Raw genomic sequence first — 23,377 nt, forward strand, 5'->3', positions numbered from 1 at the left:
TATGCGCCGCCCTTCGCTCACGCTGCGTCTCACCCTCGCCTTCACGCTGCTGGTTGCGCTTTGCAGCGCGCTGGTCAGCGTTTCGCTCTACCGCGCCCTTTCCGGCGAACTGATCTGGCGCGATAACCAGACGCTGCTTAACCGCGGCGCCCAGCTGCGCCAGCTGCTGCTTGATGGCGCGGAGCCGCGCTCGCTGCCGCTCTATTTCAACCGGATGATGGACACGCGTCAGGATATTCTGCGTATCAGCCGCCCGGACGGCAGCGTCATAGTGGATATCAACCAGGCGAACGTCCGCGTGCCGCCGATAGCCGCCTCGGCACCCGGCGCCGCGCTGTCGGATGCGCTGCTCCACGCATGGCAAACGCCGCAAGGCGTGACGGCGACAGGCATGGCGCTGACCGGGCGCGACGCGCAGGGGCCGGTCATCATTATGGTGGCGCGCGTCGCCGCCGAACGAGAGCAGGTTCTGGAAGCGTACCGGCGTCAAAGCCTCTTTATCAGCCTGACGGCGATGGCACTGGCGGTGATAATCAGCCCGCTGCTGATTCGTAAAAGCCTCGGGGCGATAAAAAAGCTCAGCCAGCAGACCGCGCAAACCCACAGCCAGGCGCTGGAGCCGCTGCCGCTGGATACCCTGCCGGTGGAATTACTGCCTCTCGGGCGCTCGCTGAACATTATGCGCCAGCGGCTGGCGGAAGATTTCACCCGGCTTACGCAATTCGCCGACGACCTCGCCCACGAGCTGCGCACGCCGGTCAATATTCTGCTGGGACAAAACCAGGTGATGCTCCAGCGCCCGCGCAGCGCTCAGGAGTATGAGGCGCTGCTGGCGGGCAATATCGAAGAGCTGGAGCAGATGACCCGGCTTATTGAAAACATCCTGTTTCTCTCCCGGGCCGACCACCGCAACGTGGCGCTGGATAAACAGCGGCTTGACGCGCAGGCGTTTATCCAGTCAACGGTCGATTTCCTGGAGCCGCTGGCCGAGGAGAAGCATATCCGCGTAGAGATTGACGCGCAGGGCGAACTCTGCGCCGACCGGCTTCTGCTCCAGCGAACCTTAACCAATTTGCTGACCAATGCGCTGCGCCACACGGCGGATAATGGGCAAATCAACATTACTGCCCGCAGCACGGGTGCAACGGCGACGCTCAGCGTGGCGAACCCCGGCGAGCCGATAACCGAACCGGAACAACTGTTCCGCCGTTTCTGGCGGGCCGATAACGCGCGCCAGACGCCAGGCGCCGGGCTGGGACTCGCCATCTCGCAGGCTATTGTCAAACTGCACGGCGGGGAAATCGCGTTTCATCACCGGCAGGGCTGGAATACCTTTACCCTTTCTCTGCCTGCGGCTGACACCGAAGCGCAGACAGAAGTGACAACGTAACATATTGCGGGCTGATGCATCCCCCGCGCTTAATGGCAACGAGGGACCTGCCTCAGAACGCGCCCCTGTGCAGGATCTTCTGAAATTCCGGGCAGGCCATATGCGTCTGCGCCGGGCAGTTCGCCATGTGGCGCAACCCGTCGCGGGTTCGCTGAAGCTGTTCAATCACCTCATCCAGCTCCTGCGCCTTCGCGGCAAGGGCGGCGCGGTCTGGCGCGATATTTCCCTGCGCGGTAAACATGGCGGCGATATTATCCAGCGTAAAGCCCGCTGCGCGACCAAGCGCGATAAACCGCAGCCGGTCCAATACCTCTTCTTTGTATTGCCGCCGCAGACCGTTGCGGCCGATAGCGCGGATCAATCCTTTCTGTTCATAGTGACGCAGCGCCGAAGGCGCGACGCCCGCGAGGCGCGCCACCTCGCCAATATCCAGTATTTTCATGGTTGACTTAAAGCTGGCTTGAAGTTGCAGACTGTGCGGCAACCTTACACCTTTCCCTTTAAGGAGACTATCCATGTACGACTTTTTACTGCGCACGCTGCTGGCGGGCGCTGGCGCGACGGCGATAATGGATCTCTGGGCGCTAACGCTCAGAATCGTTTTTGGCATTCATTCGCTGGATTACGCGCTGGTTGGCCGCTGGCTGTTATGGATGCGCAAAGGCCGGTTTCGCCACCGCACCATCGCCCGGACTCCAGCGGCCCGGGGCGAAAAGCCCACAGGCTGGGCGGCGCACTACCTCATCGGTATCGCATTCGCCGCTATCCCTTCTCTGCTGGCGGGCAAAAATTGGCTGGTTACGCCAGATTTCGTCACCGCCTGGTTCAGCGGTGTAATCAGCCTCAGCGCGCCGTTTTTTATCCTGCAACCCGCGTTCGGTTTCGGCATCGCGGCGGCGAAAACGCCCTTTCCCGCCCGCGCCCGCCTGTTCAGCTTTCTGGCCCACAGCGCCTATGGCGTGGGGTTGTTTATCAGCGCGGCGAGCATCAACCTGCTTTTACGCTAAAGCTCTTCTCGCCATTCCCCGGCGGCGCCTTTCACGCCATGATAGGCGGGTTCAGTTCAGACGATGAGGATAAGATGAACGAGTATGTTACCCGCGTGCCTTTAGAAAAGGCGTACCGCTTAATTAACCACGGGCCGACGGCGCTGGTTTCCGCCCGCGCGAACGGCGTTGCGAACGTGATGTCCGCCGCCTGGGTCTGCGGGCTCGATTTTCAGCCGCCAAAACTGACGGTCGTAATCGATAAAATCGCGAAAACGCGGTCGCTCATCGAACAGAGCGGCGTGTTTGTGATTCAGGTACCGACGGCGGCCCAGATTGCGCTCACCCACTATCTTGGCACGCATACGCTGGCGCAAGAGCCGGACAAGCTTCAGCGCGCAGGCGTTGAGCTTTTCTCCCTGCCCGACGTCGACGCGCCGCTGGTGGCGGGGTGCGCCGCGTGGCTGGCGTGCCGGCTCATCCCGGAACCGCACAACCAGCAGCAGTACGATCTGTTTATCGGTGAAGTGACCGCCGCCTGGGCTGACAGCCGCGTCTTTCAGGACGGCCACTGGCGGTTTGAGCAGGCGCCCGCGTCGTTGCGCAGCCTGCATTACGTCGCAGGCGGACAGTTTTACGCCACCGGCGAATCGCTGAATCTGAACATCGATTCCTGAACCTTTCTGCGGGCAAACCTGCCCGCTTTACACGCTTTTACCTCCATGCCCGGCGCGTTGCTCTACAGTTTGACGTTGACTGCTTTCACCTCAGGAGACCGTTATGTCTGTACGCCGTCTGACCTGCGCCGCCTCGCTGCTGGCGCTCTCGTTTTCCTCGCTCGCCGCCGAACCCAACTATGGCCCGCAGCTGGAAGGTTTTGATTATGCATGGCCCGCGGCGCGTTTTACCTTTACCTCGCAAAACCAGCCGCTGGAGATGGCCTATATTGATGTCCGGCCAGCAAAAGCCAACGGCCGCACGGTGGTGCTGATGCATGGCAAAAACTTCTGCGCCGGCACCTGGGAAGAGACCATCCGGGCGCTGAGCCGCGCGGGTTATCGCGTGATTGCGCCGGATCAGATAGGTTTTTGCAAATCCACCAAGCCGCAACATTATCAGTACAGCTTTCAGCAGCTTGCTGCCAATACGCATGCGCTCATCGAAAAGCTCGGCGTTGATAAAATCACGCTGATTGGCCACTCCACCGGCGGCATGCTCGCCACCCGCTACGCCCTGCTTTATCCGGACCAGGTGGAACAGCTGGTGATGGTCAACCCGATTGGTCTTGAGGACTGGAAAAGCAAAGGCGTGCCTTATCTGAGCGTCGACCAGTGGTATCAGCGAGAGCTGAAAACCAGCGCCCGGAGCATCCGCAACTACGAGCAAAAAACCTATTACGCCGGGCAGTGGAAACCGGAATATGACCGCTGGGTCACCATGCTCGCCGGGCTGAACAACGGCGACGGGAAAAAGCAGGTGGCGTGGAACTCCGCGCTGCTCTACGACATGATCTACACCCAGCCGGTGGTTTATGAGTTTGGCAACCTGAAGATGCCGACGCTGTTGCTCATCGGCACAAAAGACAATACCGCCATCGGCAAAGACGCCGCGCCGCCGGACGTGCAGAAAACGCTGGGCAATTACGCGGTGTTAGGCAAAGAGACGGCGAAGCGCATTCCGCACGCCACGCTGGTGGAGTTTGACGATATGGGCCACGCGCCGCAAATTCAGGACCCGGTGCGGTTCCATAACGCGTTGCTTGAAGGGTTAAGCGCGCTGAAATAACAAAGGGGCCGGATGGCCCCTTTTTAGTCACGGCGAATCAGCGCTGCTGCGCCAGCCAGACCAGCATTTTCAGGCTGGCGGAGTAGTAATCATCCTGGTCGGTGATTTGCGGCTCGCCCTGAGGCTGGCCGGTGGCTAAATCCCGCACCGCCAGCAGGCCGCCCTGCATGTTGTAAGGCGCGCGCTCATTGGTCGTTACGTTCACCCAGGCGGGCGTCTGATTGCGGTCGAACTTCTGCCACCAGGCGCGCCACGGCGTGAGCAGCGGGCTTTGCGGGTTATACCAGCTGACATACAGCGGAATGCGAATCGCGTCGTAACTTGAGCGCGGCGCCCACTCTTTCGCTGGCGACACCGAGCCGTCGGCGGCAAGCGCGACCCAGTCGGTCGGCAGCCGGGACTCGCCCCAGCCCATTTTCGCCAGCAGTTTCTCACCGTCCCGGATCAGGTTGCGCCAGACAACCAGGTGGCTGCGGTCGGAAAACGCCTGCCATGCCGGAAAGATAAAATAGGACGGGTTAAGGACCATGGAGCTGTTGTGATTAAAGCCGCTGGCCCCCGGCATCATCACGTCGTAACCGGCGAAGTTTTCAACGTTATGCTCGATGATGGCTTTAGCGATGGCGTCGGAAGCGGCGCTGTAGCGCGGGTCATGCCAGCGCTGGTCCGCCTTCAGCAGCGCCCAGGCGATCAACACGTCGCCGTCGGAGGCGTTGTTCTTATCTGCCACCGGGTCGGGCGCGACCGGGTTGTAGCGCCAGTAAAACAGACCGGTTTTTTTGTCTTTTAACGTTTTTTCTGTCCACCGCCACATGCTGTCAAAACTTGCGCGATCGTCATTCGCCACCGCCATCAGCATGGCGTATCCCTGCCCCTCGGTATGGGATACGTTTTTGTTGCCGGTATCCACCACCCGGCCATCCGCCATCAGAAAGCGGCTTTTGTAGCTCTCCCAGGCGACGGAAGCGTGGACCAACGGAGCGGAAAGCAGGCTGGCGATAACCACCGCCCCTGCGAAAAGCTGTTTAACCATGAGCGTTCTCACTGTGGATTGAAATAACGGAACTGCACGTCCGAAACGGAAAAGTGACGATGGCGTTTGACCACCAGTTTCGCCTCGCCGCCCTGGGCATAGAGCCAGCGGCCGTAAAGCCCTTCCAGTATGGCGCACAGGGCGTTGCACCAGCGGGTTTGCCCGGCGGCGTCGCGGTAAACCGGCAGCGCCTGGTGGCGCAGCAGCATGCCGTCGTCGTTCGCGGCGATATCCACCACGCCCCAGCCGAAAGCGGCGAGCTTCGCATTCATCGCCGTCTCCAGTTCGCCCACCGTTTGCGAAACGGGCAGCGGAAAACGATCCGCCATGGTTTCGCCCATCTGCTTCAGAAAAGGCTGGCTTTCCGTTTCCCCCACGTTGGTGACCATGCCGTCTACCATGATGGTCAGCAAATCAAACCAGCCTGGCGGCGTTTGCTGCTGCTGAAAATAAGCCATCAGGACGGAGTTGCTCGTATCGAGTGCCATAATCAGTGGTTCCCTAACATATAACGGAAGTAAAGCCCTGCCGTGCTTTCGTTGTAATCGCCAAAGGTGTCATAGCCTACCTGGCCGCCAATGGTCATCTGTTTATTGACGTTATAATCCGCTGCCGCACGGAAGGTATAGCCGATGCCGTTTTCCGAGCTGCTCTTATAATGCGCCTCTTTGGTAAAGCCTGCCTGTGCGAAATCTTCCAGCGTCGACTGCCAGTCAGACTTTGTCGGGAAGTAGTCGCTGCCGTCCTGGGTGTAGGACTGATAGCCCACCGAACCGCCGAGGCTCAGCTTCCAGCTGTCGAATTTCTGCGTGTAATCCACCGGCAACGAGACGCTGACGTAATTCTGCGGGCTGAAATAGCCGCCCTGACCGAAAGTGAAATGGCTCAGGTTTTTTGAGTAGTCCATCCACGAGGTATTCAGGCCGGTTTTCAGCTCGCGGTAATCGTCGTGGTAAGGACGCAGATAGACCCCCGCGCTGGCGTTCATGCTGGTGTTGCTGGCGACGTTTTCGCCCAGATAACTGTAGCCGCCGCCGCTCACATAGAAGCCCGCGTCGCCGTCGTCATAGCTCAGCATCACGCTGCCGCCGTTTTTGGTCACGCGGCCCCAGGTTTTGCCGGAATAGCTGTCTTTCAGCCCGACATAAGAAAGCAGGCTGTCGGTGAGCGCGCGGCGCTCGCCGGTGAGGATAAGCGTCAGATAGTCGGTGAGTTTCGGCGACCATTTCACCCCGCCGACCAGCGTGCTCAGATCCTGGCCGAGCGGCGTGGTGCCGATGTCGAGCTTATAATCCTTGCCGCTCAGCGCCATGTTGAGTTCCACGCCGTCGGCGCGCTGCGAATCGGTGGAGACATCGCCCGGATCGTTGACGTTTGGCTTCACGCCGGAGGCAATCAGGTAATTTCTGGCGTCCTGGCTCAACCCTTCAGCAAAAGCGGCCAGGTTTTCCAGACCCGCTGCGCCGGTGGGGTTATAGTCGTTCAGATTGACATCCGTCAGATCAAGCGCGGCGATTTCCGAGGCCCCCGGGTTCGCCGCGAAATACGCTGCCCGCTGTTCGTCAGTCATGGTAGCCGTTGCGGTTTTGATGGCGTTCTGCTGGCTGACAATCGTCGTCGCCAGGCTTGTTACGCCGTTCGAGAGCGGGTTCGAGCCATAACGACGCCAGGCGTCGCCCCCCGCGCTGCCTGCGCTAAGGGTGACGGGCGTGGCGGTAAACTCAAAGCGCGACTCGCCAAACGGCGAACTGGACCAGGTGAGCGGCGCCTTCGCCTCGGTAAGCTTGCTGAGGCCCGACTCGCCGTCGCGCCCGCGCACCTGCACGCCGCCCTGCAGCCAGGCGCCAGTCTGGTCGTCGAGCGTCTGCATCATCTCGTCAATCTGGCGCAGCGTGCGGTTTTGCGCTGTATCCACCGGCATATCAGTGCGGTAGGTGCCTGGCAGCGAGCCGGCCGGATCGACGGTGGTCGGCGCGACCTGCCACGGCATGGCGCGGCCATACAGCGACGGCGAGGCCGTGCGTTCCGCGCCGCGGCTGTTTTTCAAAAACGGGTTGTCGGAGGCCAGCAGGCCGCCCACAACCGGGGTGCCGCCGCTGCCTTCCTGCAGGCCAAGCAGCCTGCCGCGCGCGCTGCGCAGATAGGTCATCGCCTGCTGATGATTGCCCTGCGCCTCTTCAAGACGCGCCAGCAGCAATAATCTCTCCGGCGAATTGTCGTTTCTCAGGCCTGCGGCGAGCGAGCGCGCTTTGTTTACGTCGTCCTGCGCCAGCGCCACGTCGATAGCGCCTGCCCGCGCCGCCTGGTCCGGCGTGTCGCGGGTCATCAGGTAGTCATAAACGACACCCGCTTCCTTGTTCATTTTACCGCTCTGATAGAGGCGGCCCATGGCGAACATCAGGTCGGTGTTCTGCGGATCGTTTTGCAGCGCATGGATAAGCTTGTCGTAGGCGGCGGCGTAGTTACCCTGCTCACGTAAACGGTCAGCGTCGTTAATCACATAGCCGTTGCGTAAACCCGCGAGCTGCGTCGGCGTGCTGCTCGCCTGTACTTCAGGGTTCGCTAGCAGCGTCTGCGCCTCGCTGGTCAGTCCCGCCTGGTTGAGCACCGCCACCTGGTCGGCGTAATCGCCCGCATTGCCTTTGATTCCCAGCCGCTGGTTGTTGCGCACCACCGCGACCGCGCCCGTTAAATCGCCGCTTTGCGCCAGCAGACGCGCAAGCTTGCCGGCGTCCGCCGGGCTTTGCGGCGGCGTGGCGGCCAGCGCTTTTAAGGTATTGGCGGCGGCGATGCTGTTGCCCTGCGCCAGATAGCGCTCGGCGGTGGTCATTTGCAGGTTGTAATTCACCCGCTGCGCCAGTTCGCGCACCTCACGGTTCTGGCTGCCGGACGGAATGCGGGAAAGCAACTGCTGCGCCTGCTGCCAGCCGCCGTTCTCGCTGGAGAAGAGCGCGGCGGAATAAAGCTCGCTGTTGCTCGCCCCGGTCCGAAACGCCGGAGCCATCACCGCGGACGCTTCGCTCTCGTTGCCGCTTTTTTGCAACAGACGAGCCAGATCGAGACGCAGCCACGGGTCGTTCGGCAAGCGCGTGACACCGTCACGCAAAAGAGAGATCGCCTGCGCCGTATTGCCGTTTGCCGCCGCCTGCTGCGCCTGACGGCGGATCGGGTCGCCCGGGAGTCCTGCGACCGTCCGCGGCTGCAAACGGGACTGCAGGCTGGCTGGCAATGTGCTCAGCACAGCCTGCGCCTCCGCGGTTTTATTCTGCTCGCGCAGGACGTAGTAGAGATTTTCCCGCGCCGACGCGTTATCCGGCTGGTCGTTCAGCACCGAGCGCAGCGTCTGCTCGGCCTGCGCGTAATCTTTGTTATGGCGCAGCACGTCGGCGCGGAAAAGCTTCGCCGCCGCGCCGCGTTCGCCGCTCGCCTGCGCCAGCGGCGCGGAGATCGCCAGCGCCTGGCTGACGTTGCCCGCTTTCAGCGCCTGCTGCGCCTGGGCCAACTGGCTGTAAAAGGAAGCGTCTTCCGCCTGCGCTTTGCGTTCGGCGGAGGCGTCACCGCCCAGCGCGGCGGCACGATTAAGGTACTGCGCCGCCGCCTGATAATCGCCGCTGCGCTGCGCGATATACCCCATGCCCGCGAGCGCGTCGGCATCTTCCGGGTTGGTCTGTAACACCTGTTCAAACTGACGGCGGGCGTTTTCCAGATTGCCGCTGTTAAGTGAGGTGTAGCCTTCGCCTTTCGCCGCGCCGCCGATATTTTTGCGGTAATAAGCCTGAACCTCGCTATCCTGCGGATGGCGCTGCAGCCAGGTTTCGTAGTAATGCTCATCCCCGGAAGCCGGGCCGAGCCAGAGCAGCGCCTGACGCAGGCCGCTGTCCGCCTCTTTATTGCTGGCGGCCATCGGCTCCAGCATCTCAATGCCTTCGCGACGCGTCTCCTCACGCCAGGTCAGCGCCTTGCCCAGCGCCACGCGGGCGCCGTTATCCTGCGGGTTTTGCGCCACGAAGCTGCGAAGCTCGCTTATCGCCTGCGGGTAGAGCGCCTTGTCGCCCGCCATCGTCAGATAATATTCAGGGGCGAGGCTTGCGGGCGGCGTAGCGCCGTTAAACAGGCTGCGCCAGGTAGCGAGCGCGCCGGGCACGTTGCCGCTGCGCGCCTGCTGACGGGCAAGGTTAAGTTGCCCCTGCGGCACCTGCGTTAGCTGTTTGGCGTTATCCAGCGACTGAAGTTTCGCATCGCCCGGTGAAACCTGCGCCAGGCGGGCGCGCCAGCTGGCGGAGGCTTTCAAATCGCCGCTCTGCTGCGACCAGAGCGCCATCAGGTAGAGTGCTTGTGTGTTGCCCGGGTCCACCATCAGCACTTTTTGCAGCGAGCTCATCGCCAGCTGATCGTTGGATTTGTCATGCCAGTAATTCGCCTGGTCAAAGAGCGCCTTCAGCGCGGCGTCGTTGGCGGGCGCGGCCTGCGTGGCGAAAGAGGCACTGAGTGCGATAGCCCCGGTCAGGCACAATGTCGATATGCGGCGGCCTTTCTTGAGTGTCAATTTTGTCTGCGCTTTCATTTTTTATTATCCAGATACAGGCGTTTTCTTGCGCGCCGTTTCATGATGGCGGTCAACACAAGCCCTGCCACAATCGCGAAGCCCAGCCCCAGCGCGGCCAGCAGCCCGGAGTGCTGGTTGGCGTACCAGACTATCATCATATGGGGCGGCATCTGGCCGCTCGGGAACTGCGGGCCGACGCGAAAACTGCGTACTCCGTTTTCATTAGTGATAATCGCGGCGTCGCCGCGAATGGCGGCATTAATGCGCGCCGATGCCAGGTCGCTGTGCAGCCGTGAAAGCTGGTCGTCATTGCTGCCGATGGCCATCACCACCAGGCGATCTTCGTTCCAGGGCGAACGGAAGCTGACGAAACCGCGCCAGGCTTCGTTGGAAGAGAAATAGCGGTCGGCCTCAAGGCCGTCGGCGTTCCAGTCGCCCAGCAGCCAGCGCTGCGCCTTCTGCCAGGTCGTCGGCGTGCGCACGCCGAAGCTTTGCGCCTGCGTCTCAAACGGCGAACCGTTCAGCACGGTGCGGTTGAAGGCAGCCTGCTCCAGACCGCTAACCACCAACACATCGCGATGGCGCAGCGCGTCCAAATCCGCCCCGCCTGCCGGCACGCCCAACACGACGCGGTTATGGTTGAGCGACGTGCCGGTGGCGTTGCCGGAGCGCGCCGCGAGATCAAGCAAGGTCGCTATTTGTGTTTCCGACGGGTTTTCCGGCAACAGCAGTACGGTCTGGGAATAGTCCGCCAGACGGGAGAACGGGAACGAGGCGCCGACGAAATAGGAAAGGTTCGGCAACAGCGCAAAGTGGCGCGTATGGCTCAAATCTATCGTCGAGCTGTCGTCAATCATGCTCTTGATGTTGTTGTTAAGCAGTACGCTGCACGGCGCGCTCTCTTTCGGCTTGATGTTGAAATAGAGCTGTAGCTGGTTGTCGCCGTAAATCATGTACGGCTCCAGCGGCATGTTGTACTGCTCCTGGCGCGCGTCGCCGCCCAGACGATGCCACAGCTGCTCCAGAATTCCCTGTTTGTTGACCGGCAGGTTATGCAAAAAGGTGTTGTTGAGCGTCATGCTCAAAAACGAGTTATCTTCATCAATCCAGGACTCCGAAGGGAAACGGTAGTTGATGCGCAGCGGAATAGTGTCGCCATCCCACAGAAAGAGATCGGGCGCGGCGCGAAACGCCACGCGCAGCGGCTCATGCCAGATGCCGGTGGTGGTCAGGCTTTGATCTTTACGGATAAGTTCGGAGAGCTTTACCGGGCGGTCGGTGGTTATCCAGCGCGGCGCATCATAAGGCTGGCTCGCCGGGATGGCGCCAGGCGTGACAACGTCACTTGCGCTTTGCGGGTTGAAACCGCCGCGCGTCACTCGCCATGCGGCGCTGCGCAGCGCGGTTTCATCTTTGCCGACAATCAACAGCAGCTTATAAACCGGGTTCGCCGGGTTATCGATAATCTGCAACGTCGGCTTGTCCGCCTGCGGCAGGCTGAGGCCGCCAATCTGCTCGCCGGGATGGCCTATCAGAATGCCGTTTTTCTCAGGCAGCCGGTCATGCAGCGCATTAAAGTTAATGCCGCGGTAGTCCGCCTGAATGCCAAACCAGGAGGCGACCAGCGCCCCGGCGCTGAGGCTGTCGGTGGAGAGCTTCGCTGGAAAGGCGAACTCAATCGAGGCGGGCGTCATCTGCATATCGTCGAAGAAAGGCCGCGGCAGATGACTTAAATCGGCGCCGATATTGAGCTGCTGGCCTTCCAGGTCGAAACGCGAATCCGGCAGGATGGTCACGCGGTATTTGTCGGTGAGATCCCGCTGGCAGAGCTGCGCGTCGCCGTCGATAATTTTAAAGCTGATGTTGTTGTTCGACACCATCAGCGCCGCCGGCACGTCGAGCTGGAAGCGCGAGACATCCGTCTGCGCCGCGCCAAGCGGCACGGTGCCGAGCGGCTGGCCGTTCAGCATCAGCTGCATCGTGGCGTTTCGGGCCGCCATCGCGGGCGAAACGCGCAGGTTAAGCGCCAGCTGCGCGTTAGTGATTACCTGATCGGTGGGCAGCGTGAAGGTTACTCCACCCTGTAATTGCCCGCCGCTCAGCGAAACGCCCTGCGGCTGTCCCATCTGCGCCACGGTAATGCTGGAAACGGTCGAGGGCACAAACGCGCCCGCCGTGGAGGTGGCTGACACGTCGGCGGCATCTGGCGCGCCGCCCATCTCCGGCATCGTTTGCGGCGCGGTGTCGGGCACCGCTTCCGGCGTAGCGGACGGCGGCTCGGTCGTCTGCCCGGCGTCCGGCGCGGGCGGTGTCGCTTCTGCCGCCGCCGCGTCTGGCGTCGGCGCCGGCAGGTCAAAAGGCAGCGCCGCGCCGGAGGTTGCAGGCTCCTCGCCGCGCAGCGGCGCGACAAACAGGGAGCCGATGAGGATCGCAAGCGTTAGTCGTTTCATGCTGCGCGATTCTCCTGCTCCGCCAGGCGGCGGTTTTTACGGCGCTGCGTCCAGCTAAGCCAGAAGAGTTCAAACACGCTGCGCAGAATGGTCAACAGCGAACGGAACGGGTTGTCCTGCGGTTTCGGCGGGTTGACCCACGCATCGGCGCGCGCCAGCACCACGCGAACCAGCTCGCGACGACGCGCCAGCGGCATCTCTTCAAACATCAGGCGGATGGTATTTTCATCCGCCGTCACGGTTTGCACCGGAATCGTGATGGCTTCGGACTGTAACAAGAGCTCCACTTCTTCTATTTCATCCTTCAGGTGACGGTCGTCCGGGGCGGCGATGCGGCAACCGCCCATGGAGAGATCCTGCGTCGTGGTGCGCGAAACGATGCCGCTGGCGTAATGGAGCAACACCGGAATTTCTACGTCGATACGAATGGTTTTACGCACCTGGCGCGTCTCTCTGGCAACGGCAATCGCCCCCAGCAGGAAGATGAGGCAGTAAATGCCCCAGCCCACGTTCAGGGCGATAACCCACGGGTCGACGCCGAAATAGTCATGCGCGCAGGCGCGCACAATCCCGGCGACCACCCCTGCGGCCAGCAGAATGGCGACAATCAGGTGCGGGCGCACCACGCGGAAATCAAAATAGCCGACATCGAGCAGCGCGCCTTTATCGGTGACGTTGAACTTGCCGCGTTTCGGGAAGAGCATCGTCACGGCGGTCGGCAGCGCGATATGGAACGCCAGCACCAGGTCGTAAATTTCGCCCCAGAAGCTGTAACGGTAGCGGCCGTTAAGGCGCGAGTTCACGTAAATCGCCAGGAACAGATGCGGCAGCGCGTAGGCGAAAATCAGGCTCGCCGAGGAGTGAATGATGTTGAGGTTAAACAGCAGATAAGCCAGCGGCGCCGTGACAAAAGCGATGCGCGGCAACGCAAACTGGTAATAAAGCATGGCGCTCAGGTAACAGAGGCGTTGCTGTAGCGTCAGCCCGCGTCCGAACAGCGGGTTATCCATACGAAAAATCTGCGTCATGCCGCGCGCCCAGCGGGTACGCTGGATCACATGCAGAACCAGACGCTCGGTGGCAAGCCCTGCGGCCAAAGGAATATCCAGAAACGCCGAGTTCCAGCCGCGACGCTGCATTTTCAGCGCCGTATGGGCGTCTTCCGTCACGGTTTCTACCGCGAAACCGCCAATCTCTTCCAGCGCGCTTCGGCGAATAACGGCGCAGGAGCCGCAGAAAAAGGTGGCGTTCCAGTTATCGTTGCCCTGCTGAATCGGGCCGTAAAACAGCATCCCCTCGTTGGGAATATTTCGCCCTACCGACAGGTTGCGCTCAAACGGGTCCGGGGAATAGAAATAGTGCGGCGTCTGGATAAGCGCGAGCTTCGGATCCTGCAAAAACGCGCCGACGGTGGCCTGCAGGAAAATGCGGGTGGCGACGTGGTCGCAGTCAAACACGCAAATCAGCTCGCCCTGGGTTATCTTCATGGCGTGGTTGAGGTTCCCCGCCTTGGCGTGCGAATTATCATTACGGGTGATATATCCCACGCCGACATCGGTGGCGAAAGCGGCGAACTCGCGGCGCTTGCCATCATCCAGAATATAAATTTTTACTTTGTCGCGCGGATAGTCAATGCACTGCGCCGCCAGCACCGTGTCCCTCACCACATCCAGGGATTCGTTATAGGTGGGAATATAGACATCCACCGTAGGCCAGAGCGAGGTGTCATCCGGCAGCGGAACGATGGTGCGCTTGAGCGGGAACGTGGTCTGTAAATAGCTCAGCAACAGCATTATCCAGACGTACACTTCCGCCATGAACAGCCCGATGCCGAGAATAGCCTCGATTTCAGAGTTAAAATGCAGCGTTTGCGTGGTGCGAAAATACATGTAACGCGTAGACATCAGCACCGACATGACGACCATAATCACAGAAACGGTGCGATTTTTACTTAGCCCCATCAGGAACAGAATGCCGATGCTCAACAGGCCGAAAATATACTGCTTCTGGCTGTCCATCGGCGTGATGATGACTAAAGCCGCAACCGGCAGCAGCGCCAGCGCCAGCACGATTAACAAAAATTTTTTCATAGTTGTCCCGACGGAATCAGAAACCCGAACGGAGGTCGTTATGCACCACCCCGTCGCCCACGTTCACACCCAGAATGCCTGCGATTTTTTTACTGATAAGCTCAATGTCGAAGGCGGCGGCGGAGACCGGACTGAAGTCGAAGATCGATTGCTGGGAAGCGTTGGCTTCAACCACGCTTTCGTCGCGATGGATAACGCCAAGCAGGCGGTCGCCGAGGCGTTGTTCCATAAAGCCGGTAACGTCGCGGCTAATCTGGCGACGGTTATCGCTCTGGTTAACCACGAAATAGTGCCCCGCTTTGTGATTGAGCTCGTCGCCCGTGAGTCGGTGATTTTCAATATACGGCAGCAGGGAAAGCGAAGCGGTATCCGCCATCAGCGGGATCAGGTGCAGGTCGGCCAACCGGGAGATGGCTTTCAGCGCAGGCGACGGGCCTGGCGGAAAATCGGCGATAATTACCAGACCGGGATAATTAAGCAGCGTGCTCAATCCGCGGGTAAGAAAATGTTCATCCTGCGTCAGACGTTCATCAAAGGCCACACGCTGCGACTCCGTCGCCTCGCCATAGGGTAAGACGAAAAGATTGCCGCCAGTCGTCAGCACAAATGGGCTCCAGTCGGCACTTTCAGTGGCTTTCGCGACAAAGCCGCGCGTATCGGACAGCGGTACGCCGAAATGCAGACGCAGCGCATTCTGTACGTCGAAGTCGATGGCCAGCACTTTACTGCCGGCGCGGGAGAGCGCATAGGCAAGATTGGCGGTCAGCGTGGTTTTGCCCACCCCGCCTTTCGGTGAACAGACACAAATTAACGGCATGAAGCAATCCTTTCAAACAAACCCTGCAGGGGCTGGTTTTTATCCTCACTGCGCGGCGCTTCCGGTGCTTTAGGCGCGAACAGCTGAGCGTAATTGACGGGGTCAGAGGGTTTAGGCGCGGCCTGCGCGACGGCGATCGCGGCGGGTTTCTCCACCGCGACGGGCGCAGGCGTGCTGAGGGCGTTCGCGTCTGGCGCGAAAGCGGGTTCGCTGACGATTGCCGCGACCGGTTCGGGTTCAGGCTGCGCAGAAACGGTCGGCGCCGTAGCAGGCAATTGCTGCGCGACGTCGCGCAGCAAAGCGGGCGCGGTCGCTGCAGCGGGCAACGCTTGTGAAGGCGAAGCGGCTGGCTGGGCGGCATTAAACGCGCCCGGCGAAACCGCCTCGACGCTGCGGGAAACGTGGCCCGCCCCGGAAAGCGCCGCGTTCTCTTCAACTGGCGCAAGCTGATTCAGAATCGCCCAGTTTCCCTGCTCATGCGCATGGCGCTGGGCAGACATATCTTTAAAAGCGACAGACTGCGTTTGCGTTTTATCCTTAAAACGCTGCAAATCATCATAATGCGTCATCTATAGATCACCCGCTTTCACATGGCGCTGATAATTAAGGTAAGTTAATGAAAATAAATCTAAAAAAGGAATCATTCTGTTCTTGTTTTAATGTTTTATCCTACGGTGTGCGGTGAGATTCGGGAGCAGGCTGCGCCAGATGAGTCCGCGAGCCTAACGAAACATCCCCTGTGCCGGAACGTCAGACCGCCCGGCTACTGAACCCTAAGTGGGATTATTCCACAAAATAATTTTACTCAGGCTGTAATGATTTTAAGCATCACTATTTTATCTGTCACGCAGTGTTATTTTGATCATACCGCGCTGTGCTTTTTTTCTCACTGCTTAATGTTAAGCATCTAAATGTAACGCTTTTTTGTTGTTGAGCGAATAAATAAGAACAATGCCATTCTGTTTCACTTATGTCGCCTTTTAATTCCTTCAACCGCCAGGATTTGGGGGGGCAGGCGCAATTCCTTGCTGACGCGTAATGACGCCATGCGCTCTGCTTTCATGCGCATAATGGCGTACTCGCGCAGATCGTGATCATTTTCTCTTTTTCAGAATTTCCCTCGGTGAAGGCGTAGACAGAGAAAACAGGGCGACTTATGGTTATATTGAATAATAAATCGGTGTTGAATATATATTCAATGAGGAACAAAAAATGCGACCGACCCTCTGCAAAACCGCCCTGCTTGCTTCATTAATCGCCCTTTCTTCGCCCCTTTATGCGGATAGCGGGCTGATAGCCATTATTACCCCGTCTCACGATAACCCTTTCTTCAAAGCTGAAGCCGATGGCGCCGCCGCGAAAGCCAAAGAGCTGGGTTATACCACGCTGGTGGCCTCTCACGATGATGACGTAAACAAACAAAACCAGCTGATAGAGACCGCTATTGCCCGACAAGCGAAGGCGATAATCCTCGACAACGCCGGGGCTGACGCAACCGTCGGGCCGCTGGAAAAAGCGAAAGCGGCGGGCGTTCCGGCCTTCCTTATTGACCGTGAAATCAACAAAACCGGCGTGGCCGTGGCGCAGATCGTCTCCAACAACTATCAGGGCGCGCAACTCGGTGCGGAGAAGTTCGCAAAATTACTTAACGGCAAAGGCAAATATGTGGAGCTGCTTGGCCGCCAGTCCGACACCAACGCCCATGTGCGCTCGCAGGGCTACCACGACGTGCTGGACGACTACTCGGATATGCAGATGGTGGCGCAACAAACCGCCAACTGGAGTCAGACCGAGGCGTTCAACCGGATGGAGGCGATTTTGCAAACCAATCCCGATATCGCGGGCGTGATTTCCGGAAACGACACCATGGCGCTCGGCGCTGAAGCGGCGCTCAAGGCGGCGGGTAAAACCAACGTCATCGTGGTGGGGTTTGACGGCAGCGATTACGTGCGCGATTCCATCATCAATAAAGGCAACATCAAGGCCACCGTGCTTCAGCCTGGCTGGCAGCAGGCGCAGATGGCGGTTGAGCAGGCGGATTACTACCTGAAAAACGGCAAAGCGCAAAAAGAAGAAAAACAGCTTATGGACTGCGTACTGATTGACGATTCCAATGCAAGCAAGCTGAAAGTCTTCAACCTGAGCAAATAAGCGGAGGCGTTATGCGCTTAAAACAATGGGGTGTCGGCATAGCGTGTTGCGCCACCCTGTTGCTTACGGCCTGCCGGGTGGTGGATCTGGACGAGAATGGCAAACCTATCATTCCCGCCGATCCAAACGCCAAAGTGAGCTATGAGAATCAGACGCCACAGCAGATCGCGCAACAAACCTGGAACGAGAAAGTACAAAAAGCGGCGCAGAGCCATGCGCTGGACGCCGCTACCCTCGCCTCGCAGCTGAAAACCCAGCCGCCGGGCAAAAGCGAAAGCGTGTTTGTGCGCCTGAGCGGCAAGGTGGAACAGGTGGATGACAGCAGCGCCCGCGAGAAAAAGCTGGTGCTTAACGTCAACGGCCAGCCGCTCACCGTGCAGGCTGGGCCGGTGATGCGCGGCAACGCCATTCGCGACGCCGCCGGCTTTAAGTTTGAAGATTTTACCAACCAGGTGCAGTTCGCCCAGCTTTCCCGCGCCTGTAACCGCGAAGCGGTGAAACACTTGCCGCCGGTCGATGCAAGCTGGACGGGCAAACCGGTGACGTTGCTTGCCGCCCTCACGCTGAAAGATGGCCAGATGGTGGACGCGGCGGCGCTCGATCTCAAACAGGAGGCGCAATAATGAGCGACCCACGGCAGGATGAGATTATCTTGCGCGCCCGCGGGATCTCGATGCTGTTCCCGGGCACCGTTGCGCTCGACAACGTCGACTACAATGTCTGGCGCGGCAAGGTCAATGTCATTATCGGCGAGAATGGCGCAGGCAAGTCCACGCTGATGAAAATCCTGGCGGGCGTCCAGCAGCCGAGCCTTGGCGAAATTCACCTCAACGGCGAACCGGTGCATTTCAGCAGCACGCGTGACGCCGCCCGGCACGGCATCGGCATGGTGCACCAGGAACTGAATCTGTTTGAGAACCTGAGCGTGGCTGAGAATATTTTTCTTGGCCGCGAGCTCCAGCACGGCGTGGCGCCCATCAACGAAGCGGAACAGGAAAAGCGCACCGCAGCGCTTCTGAAACGACTCGATCAGCCCATCTCGCCTCGCGAGCCGGTCGGCAACCTCAAAGTGGGCCAGCAACAGCTGGTGGAGATTGCCAAAGCGCTGGCGGAGAACGCCGACATTCTCATCCTTGACGAGCCGACCTCCGCGCTCAGCAAAACGGAGGTCGATATTCTCTTTCGCGTGATCCGCGAGCTCACGCGCCAGGGCGTGTCCATTATCTATATCTCTCACCGGCTCGAAGAGCTGATGGCGATTGGCGATGTGATAACCATTCTGCGCGACGGCAAATTTCAGGCCGAGGCGAAGGTTGCCGATATCGACGTGCCCTGGATCGTACGGGAGATGCTCGGCAGCGACCCGGTCTCGACTTTCCTTGCCCCAGGCCGCACCTTTGGCGCGCCGGTGCTGGAGGCGGAACACATCACCTGCGTTAACGCCGCAGGCGTGAATGTGGTGAATGATGTCAGCTTTAACATCCACGCCGGAGAAATTGTCGGCATCTATGGGCTCATGGGCGCCGGGCGCACCGAACTGTTCGAATGCCTGCTCGGCACTGAACGTAACTATCTTGGCAAAATCTGGCTCGACAGCAAACCGGTGCCGCAACGGCTGATCCCCGCCGAGCGCATCCGCATGGGGATGAGCCTGGTGCCGGAAGATCGCAAACGCACCGGCATTTTCCCCGTCTCGTCCGTCGCCAGCAATCTGACTATCGCCAGCCTCTGGCGACGCCTGCAACGCGGTTTCGCCATAGCCCGTAAAGAAGAGGACGCGGTGGTGGCGACGACTATCGGCAACCTGTCGATAAAAGTCTCGTCGCCGGAGGTGGAGATTCAGGCGCTGAGCGGCGGCAATCAGCAAAAAGTGGTGATTGGCCGCTCGCTACTGACCAATCCCAAAGTGCTGTTTCTGGACGAACCGACCCGCGGCATTGACGTAGGCGCGAAAGCGGACGTCTTCCGCATGATGGTTACGCTCTCCGAACAGGGTATCGCGGTGGTCTTCTCCACCTCGGATTTAAAAGAAATTATGGCGGTTTCAGACCGGATCCTCGTGATGTCCGGCGGCAAACTGACGGCTGATATTACGCGTGAACAGGCCGAAGAGTCGGCGCTGGTTACGGCAAGCGCACAGGGGTTCTGATATGAAAACGACCGATTCCTTGGCTTTCATGCCGCGTCCCTCCGCCTGGCTGGGGTCGAAAGAAAGCGTTCTGTTGCTGCTGCTGAAGCTTCGCACCTTTATTGCGCTGTTTCTGATTGTCGGCTTTTTCACGGTGATGGTGCCGGGCTTTTTGTCGGCGGGCAGCATGGTCATCATGATTAAGCACATCGCCATCAACGCCTTTCTGGCGCTGGGCATCACTTTTGTGATAATCACGGCGGGCATCGATCTCTCTATTGGCGCCACGCTCGGCCTGTGCGGCATGATAGCTGGCTGGCTGATCACCAAAGGCATTGTCTTGCCAATGTTCGGCATCGCCATTTTCCCGAGCGTCTGGGTCATTGTGCCGCTGGTGCTGCTGATTGGCGGCCTTATTGGCGCGGTGAATGGCTGGATCATTACGCGCTATAACGTCGCGCCGTTTATCTGCACCCTCGGCACCATGTATGTGCTGCGCGGCGCGGCCATGCTCACCTCCGGCGGCGAAACCTTTCCGGGCCTTTCCGGCAATCCGCAGCTTGGCAACACCGGTTTTGATGAAATCGGCTCCGGCACCCTGTTCGGCATTCCCTGGGCTATCTGGATGATGATCGTACTGGCGCTGGCTATCGCTTATGTGGCCCGTCGGCTGCCGTTCGGCCGTCATGTTTACGCCATCGGCGATAATGAACGCGCAGCGGAGCTCTCCGGCGTGAAGGTAAAGCAGGTGAAAGTATGGGTCTACACCCTTTCCGGATTTTGCGCGGCGATTGCGGGCATTGTGGTTTCGGCGCAACTGGTGGCGAGCCACCCGGCGAACGGCACCGCCTTTGAGATGAACGCCATCGCCGCCGTGGTGCTGGGCGGCACGTCGCTTGCCGGCGGACGCGGCACGATCCTCGGCACGCTTATCGGCGCTTTCGTCATCGGTTTTCTGGCCGACGGGCTGGTGATGATGGGCGTGAGCGAGTTCTGGCAGATGGTTATCAAAGGCATCGTCATTATTGTCGCCGTCATCATTGACCAGTTACAGAACCGGATGCAGCAAAAAGCCGCCGTGATGGCCCAGAAAGCGGCGATTGAAGGCCATAAATAAGCGGCCTCACCGCAACTGCCGGGAATAACGGGATATCACTTTTCAGCCGGAGGAATCATGGCCGCAGACAGAGACGTCATCATCGCCCTGGACGAAGGCACCACGAACGCCAAGGCTATCGCTCTTGATAGCCAGGGGAGCATCATCGCCCGCTTCTCACAGCCGCTTACGGTGCAAACACCGCGCGAGGGTTGGGTAGAGCAGCCGGGGGAAATGCTGCTGCATGCCTCGCTGCAGGCGCTCGGACAGGCCGTGAGCGCGGTGGGCGCGCACCGGGTCGCGGGTCTCGCCATCAGCAACCAGCGTGAAACCGCTATTGGCTGGTATCGACAAAGCGGGAAAACGTTAGGCCCGGCAATCAGTTGGCAATGCTCCCGCACCGCCCCCTTTTGCGAAACGCTTCGCCAGCGTGGCGAACGTGAGCATATTCAGAAACTGACCGGCTTGCCTGTCGCCCCGCTCTTTTCCGGCAGCAAAATGCGCTGGCTGCTCGACAGCGTGCCGGAGGGCCGGGCGCTGGCGGAGCGCGGCGAAATCTGTCTTGGGACAATCGACAGCTGGCTGCTGTGGAACCTGACGGCAGGCGAAGCGTTTTGCTGTGATTACTCAAACGCCTCGCGCACCCAGCTTTTTAATATTCATGAAGGGCGCTGGGATGACGCGTTGCTCAGTCTCTTCGGCATTCCCCTCGCCGCGCTTCCTCAGGTGCGCCCGACCAGCCATCTGTTCGGCTATACACAAGGGCTTGCGCAAATCCCTGACGGCATCCCGATTCTGGCGATGGCGGGCGATTCTCACGCCGCGTTGTTTGGACATGCGCTCGGCAAACCCGGCTGCGTGAAGGCGACGTATGGCACCGGCTCTTCGGTAATGGCGCCGGTTTCGACTGCGCAGGCGGAGATCACCACCCTTGCCACCACCATCGCGTGGCATGACGGCGAAAAGCTGGTTTACGGCCTTGAGGGAAATATTCCCCATACGGGCGATGCCGTGGCGTGGCTTACGGAGTGCACCGGGCTTGGCGAACTTGCGCCAGAGGCGCTTGCGACGGCGCTTTCAACCCTGCCTGCAAGCGTTGACTCGACGCTCGGCGTTTATTTTGTGCCTGCCCTAACCGGGCTTGGCGCCCCCTGGTGGGATGACCGGGCCAGAGGCAGCATCAGCGGCCTGAGCCGTGGGGTCAAGCGGGCGCACCTGGTGCGCGCCGCGCTGGAAGCGATTGCCTATCAGATTGCCGATGTGGTGCTCGCTATGCGCCAGCACGCTGACTTTGAACTTTCCGCCCTGATGGTGGACGGCGGCCCTACGCGCAACGACTGGCTCATGCAGTATCAGGCTGATTTGCTCGGCTGTACCGTTATGCGTAGCGATATAGCGGAGCTTTCCGCCATGGGCGCGGCGATTTTCGCCCGCAAAGCGCTTAACTCTGCGGGCGATGACGACCTGACGCGCTTTAGCGCTCACCATACGGCTTTTATACCGAACATGGAGCGCCACGGGCGGCTGCAGAAGCGCTGGCAGGAATGGCAGGCGGCAGTCGAGAAGGTGCGTAACGGGCAAAACTGAAGCCTGACGCCGCCCTGACCCGAATGGCGAACGGCCCTCCACCGTGAAGACAAGGACGTTGAAGGTTGTATTCGCCAGCAGGCGGCTTTCACCGCGCTTTTTTTCACGCTGTATGCGCAACGGATTGCTGCCGCGCTTAACAAGCCAGACGGCACGCCAGGCAAGGCGGAGCCTGCTGTTTTACCGCGCCTTTTTTCGCTGTCAGGCGATGTGTAGCGCTGAGGTAAAACTATGTGTTTAATTAAAAAACAATAAGTATGTTGTAACTAAAGTGGATGTAAAAACAAGGCGGACCGCAATCCGCCCTGCTTTACGCTTCGCTTTTCACCAGGCTTCTTGCCGTCGGGTAATCCGTTATCAGCACGTCGATATAATTGCCCACCAGCGCGCCGTGTATGGCGTTGCGCTTCTCTTCGCCGCCAGCCAGCGCGATAACATGTTTACAATCGCGGATCTGCTGCAACTCCATGCCGATAACCGGATCTTCTTCCCGGCTCAGCACTGGTTTGCCCTGCGCATCGTAATAATGCAGGCAGATATCCCCTACCGCGCCGCGCTTCGCCAGCAGTTTCAGCATCTCTTCATCGTAATAGTTGCCGGAGTTTTTCAGCAGTTGCGAAGGCTCCAGGTCCCCTATCCCCACAATCGCCACGTCCACCTGCGCAAAACGCGAAACCGCGTCAGCCACTTCCGGGCTTTCAAGCAGGCGTTTTTTCTCTTCCACGGAGCGCTCGATACTCTGGGAAGGCAGCAGCCAGGCCGGGCAATCAAGGTGCGCCGCCAGCTGTTGCGTAAGGATAGTCGCCTGCACGTTGCCGTTCGGCCCTACGCCGCCCAGCAGCTGAATGACCCCGCGGGCGCGGATGTTCTGCGGATGCATCTCATCCACCATGCAGCGAATGGTGCTGCTCCAGGAGGAGATGCCGACAATATCTTCAGGCCGCAGGCGCGTTTCCACATAATGCGCGGCCGCGCTGCCGATAGCATGCTTGATTTGCGCGCTGTTGGGGTTATCGCCCACATCAACCACAATCGCCTGACGAATGCCATACTGCTGCTCAAGCGCCTTTTCCAGCGAAACGAAAATGTTGCCTGGCTGCACGACCGTTATCTTGACCAGCCCCTCTTTCTGACAGCGAGTGAGCGCGCGCGAGACGAAAGATTGCGAGAGATGAAGAAGCGACGCGATATCGGACTGCTTCTTGCCCTCCATATAATAAAGCGTGGCTATCTTAACCAGTAAACGCTGCTCATCCTGCTTTGACATAATGTGCCCCTTGATGTGTCTTTGTTATTTTTATTCATGAGTGAATAGATA

At 59.6% G+C, this 23,377-nt stretch carries 18 protein-coding genes; 9 read left to right on the forward strand and 9 right to left on the reverse strand.

Annotation, left to right across the window (positions count from 1 at the left end):
- The first annotated feature begins 1 nt into the window (after position 1).
- Positions 2–1,390: a heavy metal sensor histidine kinase gene (locus ACU4F7_RS11095; protein WP_481638678.1), complete on the forward strand. Its 1,389-nt coding sequence runs from the start codon at positions 2–4 to the stop codon at positions 1,388–1,390.
- Between the two features lie 52 nt (positions 1,391–1,442).
- Here the strand turns inward: ACU4F7_RS11095 and ACU4F7_RS11100 are convergent, their stop codons facing one another.
- Entirely contained in the window at positions 1,443–1,832 is a 390-nt protein-coding gene (locus ACU4F7_RS11100; RefSeq protein ID WP_481638679.1) for a helix-turn-helix domain-containing protein, read from the reverse strand.
- A 73-nt stretch (positions 1,833–1,905) separates the two neighbouring features.
- Between ACU4F7_RS11100 and ACU4F7_RS11105 the strand changes: the two genes are divergently transcribed.
- The 3 genes from ACU4F7_RS11105 (at position 1,906) to ACU4F7_RS11115 (ending at position 4,161) form a co-directional block, all read left to right on the forward strand.
- Complete coding sequence (locus tag ACU4F7_RS11105; protein ID WP_481638680.1) at positions 1,906–2,397, forward strand: DUF2938 domain-containing protein; 492 nt, start codon at positions 1,906–1,908, stop codon at positions 2,395–2,397.
- Positions 2,398–2,471: 74 nt separating this feature from the next.
- Positions 2,472–3,053, forward strand: coding sequence for a flavin reductase family protein (locus ACU4F7_RS11110; protein ID WP_481638681.1), 582 nt, complete (start codon positions 2,472–2,474; stop codon positions 3,051–3,053).
- Between the two features lie 103 nt (positions 3,054–3,156).
- Complete coding sequence (locus ACU4F7_RS11115) at positions 3,157–4,161, forward strand: alpha/beta fold hydrolase (RefSeq protein WP_481638682.1); 1,005 nt, start codon at positions 3,157–3,159, stop codon at positions 4,159–4,161.
- 37 nt (positions 4,162–4,198) lie between these two features.
- Here ACU4F7_RS11115 and ACU4F7_RS11120 read toward each other — a convergent pair whose 3' ends face one another.
- Genes ACU4F7_RS11120 through bcsO form a run of 7 tightly spaced genes read right to left on the reverse strand, consistent with a single transcriptional unit; the run spans position 4,199 to position 15,666 of the window.
- Positions 4,199–5,194 (reverse strand): family 8 glycosyl hydrolase, encoded by a 996-nt coding sequence (locus ACU4F7_RS11120; protein ID WP_481636897.1) that lies wholly within the window; start codon positions 5,192–5,194, stop codon positions 4,199–4,201.
- 8 nt (positions 5,195–5,202) lie between these two features.
- Positions 5,203–5,682, reverse strand: a complete 480-nt coding sequence (bcsD, locus tag ACU4F7_RS11125) for a cellulose biosynthesis protein BcsD (protein WP_481636898.1) — start codon at positions 5,680–5,682, stop codon at positions 5,203–5,205.
- A 2-nt stretch (positions 5,683–5,684) separates the two neighbouring features.
- Positions 5,685–9,758 (reverse strand): cellulose biosynthesis protein BcsC, encoded by a 4,074-nt coding sequence (locus ACU4F7_RS11130; RefSeq protein WP_481636899.1) that lies wholly within the window; start codon positions 9,756–9,758, stop codon positions 5,685–5,687.
- Positions 9,755–12,190 carry a cellulose biosynthesis cyclic di-GMP-binding regulatory protein BcsB gene (gene bcsB, locus ACU4F7_RS11135; RefSeq protein WP_481636900.1) on the reverse strand — a complete coding sequence of 812 codons (2,436 nt, stop codon included), beginning with the start codon at positions 12,188–12,190 and terminating at the stop codon, positions 9,755–9,757. The genes ACU4F7_RS11130 and bcsB overlap by 4 nt, the downstream gene beginning before the upstream one ends.
- A complete protein-coding gene (gene bcsA / locus ACU4F7_RS11140; protein WP_029593015.1) occupies positions 12,187–14,280 on the reverse strand; it encodes a UDP-forming cellulose synthase catalytic subunit in 2,094 nt (697 codons plus the stop codon). Before bcsA ends, bcsB begins: the two co-directional genes overlap by 4 nt.
- Positions 14,281–14,296: 16 nt before the next feature.
- Positions 14,297–15,097 (reverse strand): cellulose biosynthesis protein BcsQ, encoded by an 801-nt coding sequence (bcsQ, locus tag ACU4F7_RS11145; RefSeq protein WP_481636901.1) that lies wholly within the window; start codon positions 15,095–15,097, stop codon positions 14,297–14,299.
- Positions 15,088–15,666, reverse strand: coding sequence for a cellulose biosynthesis protein BcsO (gene bcsO / locus ACU4F7_RS11150; RefSeq protein ID WP_481636902.1), 579 nt, complete (start codon positions 15,664–15,666; stop codon positions 15,088–15,090). Before bcsO ends, bcsQ begins: the two co-directional genes overlap by 10 nt.
- Positions 15,667–16,309: 643 nt before the next feature.
- Between bcsO and ACU4F7_RS11155 the strand changes: the two genes are divergently transcribed.
- Genes ACU4F7_RS11155 through ACU4F7_RS11175 form a run of 5 tightly spaced genes read left to right on the forward strand, consistent with a single transcriptional unit; the run spans position 16,310 to position 22,059 of the window.
- Positions 16,310–17,248, forward strand: a complete 939-nt coding sequence (locus ACU4F7_RS11155) for a D-ribose ABC transporter substrate-binding protein (protein ID WP_029593018.1) — start codon at positions 16,310–16,312, stop codon at positions 17,246–17,248.
- A gap of 11 nt (positions 17,249–17,259) precedes the next feature.
- A complete protein-coding gene (locus tag ACU4F7_RS11160; RefSeq protein ID WP_481636903.1) occupies positions 17,260–17,871 on the forward strand; it encodes a DUF2291 family protein in 612 nt (203 codons plus the stop codon).
- The gene (locus ACU4F7_RS11165) at positions 17,871–19,397 is read left to right on the forward strand and encodes a sugar ABC transporter ATP-binding protein (RefSeq protein ID WP_029593020.1); all 1,527 of its coding nucleotides are present in this window, start codon (positions 17,871–17,873) and stop codon (positions 19,395–19,397) included. The genes ACU4F7_RS11160 and ACU4F7_RS11165 overlap by 1 nt, the downstream gene beginning before the upstream one ends.
- A 1-nt stretch (position 19,398) precedes the next feature.
- The gene (locus tag ACU4F7_RS11170; protein ID WP_481636904.1) at positions 19,399–20,493 is read left to right on the forward strand and encodes an ABC transporter permease; all 1,095 of its coding nucleotides are present in this window, start codon (positions 19,399–19,401) and stop codon (positions 20,491–20,493) included.
- Positions 20,494–20,550: 57 nt separating this feature from the next.
- A complete protein-coding gene (locus tag ACU4F7_RS11175) occupies positions 20,551–22,059 on the forward strand; it encodes an FGGY family carbohydrate kinase (RefSeq protein WP_481636905.1) in 1,509 nt (502 codons plus the stop codon).
- A gap of 310 nt (positions 22,060–22,369) precedes the next feature.
- Here the strand turns inward: ACU4F7_RS11175 and ACU4F7_RS11180 are convergent, their stop codons facing one another.
- A complete protein-coding gene (locus tag ACU4F7_RS11180) occupies positions 22,370–23,326 on the reverse strand; it encodes a sugar-binding transcriptional regulator (protein ID WP_481636906.1) in 957 nt (318 codons plus the stop codon).
- Positions 23,327–23,377: the final 51 nt, after the last annotated feature.

Source organism: Franconibacter pulveris (assembly GCF_056780215.1).

Excerpts from the sequence above, each read along its gene's own strand:
- ACU4F7_RS11095 (WP_481638678.1), top strand. The coding sequence starts at position 2 with ATGCGCCGCCCTTCGCTCACGCTGCGTCTCACCCTCGCCTTCACGCTG.
- ACU4F7_RS11100 (WP_481638679.1), bottom strand. The coding sequence starts at position 1,832 with ATGAAAATACTGGATATTGGCGAGGTGGCGCGCCTCGCGGGCGTCGCG.
- ACU4F7_RS11105 (WP_481638680.1), top strand. The coding sequence starts at position 1,906 with ATGTACGACTTTTTACTGCGCACGCTGCTGGCGGGCGCTGGCGCGACG.
- ACU4F7_RS11110 (WP_481638681.1), top strand. The coding sequence starts at position 2,472 with ATGAACGAGTATGTTACCCGCGTGCCTTTAGAAAAGGCGTACCGCTTA.
- ACU4F7_RS11115 (WP_481638682.1), top strand. The coding sequence starts at position 3,157 with ATGTCTGTACGCCGTCTGACCTGCGCCGCCTCGCTGCTGGCGCTCTCG.
- ACU4F7_RS11120 (WP_481636897.1), bottom strand. The coding sequence starts at position 5,194 with ATGGTTAAACAGCTTTTCGCAGGGGCGGTGGTTATCGCCAGCCTGCTT.
- bcsD (WP_481636898.1), bottom strand. The coding sequence starts at position 5,682 with ATGGCACTCGATACGAGCAACTCCGTCCTGATGGCTTATTTTCAGCAG.
- ACU4F7_RS11130 (WP_481636899.1), bottom strand. The coding sequence starts at position 9,758 with ATGAAAGCGCAGACAAAATTGACACTCAAGAAAGGCCGCCGCATATCG.
- bcsB (WP_481636900.1), bottom strand. The coding sequence starts at position 12,190 with ATGAAACGACTAACGCTTGCGATCCTCATCGGCTCCCTGTTTGTCGCG.
- bcsA (WP_029593015.1), bottom strand. The coding sequence starts at position 14,280 with ATGAAAAAATTTTTGTTAATCGTGCTGGCGCTGGCGCTGCTGCCGGTT.
- bcsQ (WP_481636901.1), bottom strand. The coding sequence starts at position 15,097 with ATGCCGTTAATTTGTGTCTGTTCACCGAAAGGCGGGGTGGGCAAAACC.
- bcsO (WP_481636902.1), bottom strand. The coding sequence starts at position 15,666 with ATGACGCATTATGATGATTTGCAGCGTTTTAAGGATAAAACGCAAACG.
- ACU4F7_RS11155 (WP_029593018.1), top strand. The coding sequence starts at position 16,310 with ATGCGACCGACCCTCTGCAAAACCGCCCTGCTTGCTTCATTAATCGCC.
- ACU4F7_RS11160 (WP_481636903.1), top strand. The coding sequence starts at position 17,260 with ATGCGCTTAAAACAATGGGGTGTCGGCATAGCGTGTTGCGCCACCCTG.
- ACU4F7_RS11165 (WP_029593020.1), top strand. The coding sequence starts at position 17,871 with ATGAGCGACCCACGGCAGGATGAGATTATCTTGCGCGCCCGCGGGATC.
- ACU4F7_RS11170 (WP_481636904.1), top strand. The coding sequence starts at position 19,399 with ATGAAAACGACCGATTCCTTGGCTTTCATGCCGCGTCCCTCCGCCTGG.
- ACU4F7_RS11175 (WP_481636905.1), top strand. The coding sequence starts at position 20,551 with ATGGCCGCAGACAGAGACGTCATCATCGCCCTGGACGAAGGCACCACG.
- ACU4F7_RS11180 (WP_481636906.1), bottom strand. The coding sequence starts at position 23,326 with ATGTCAAAGCAGGATGAGCAGCGTTTACTGGTTAAGATAGCCACGCTT.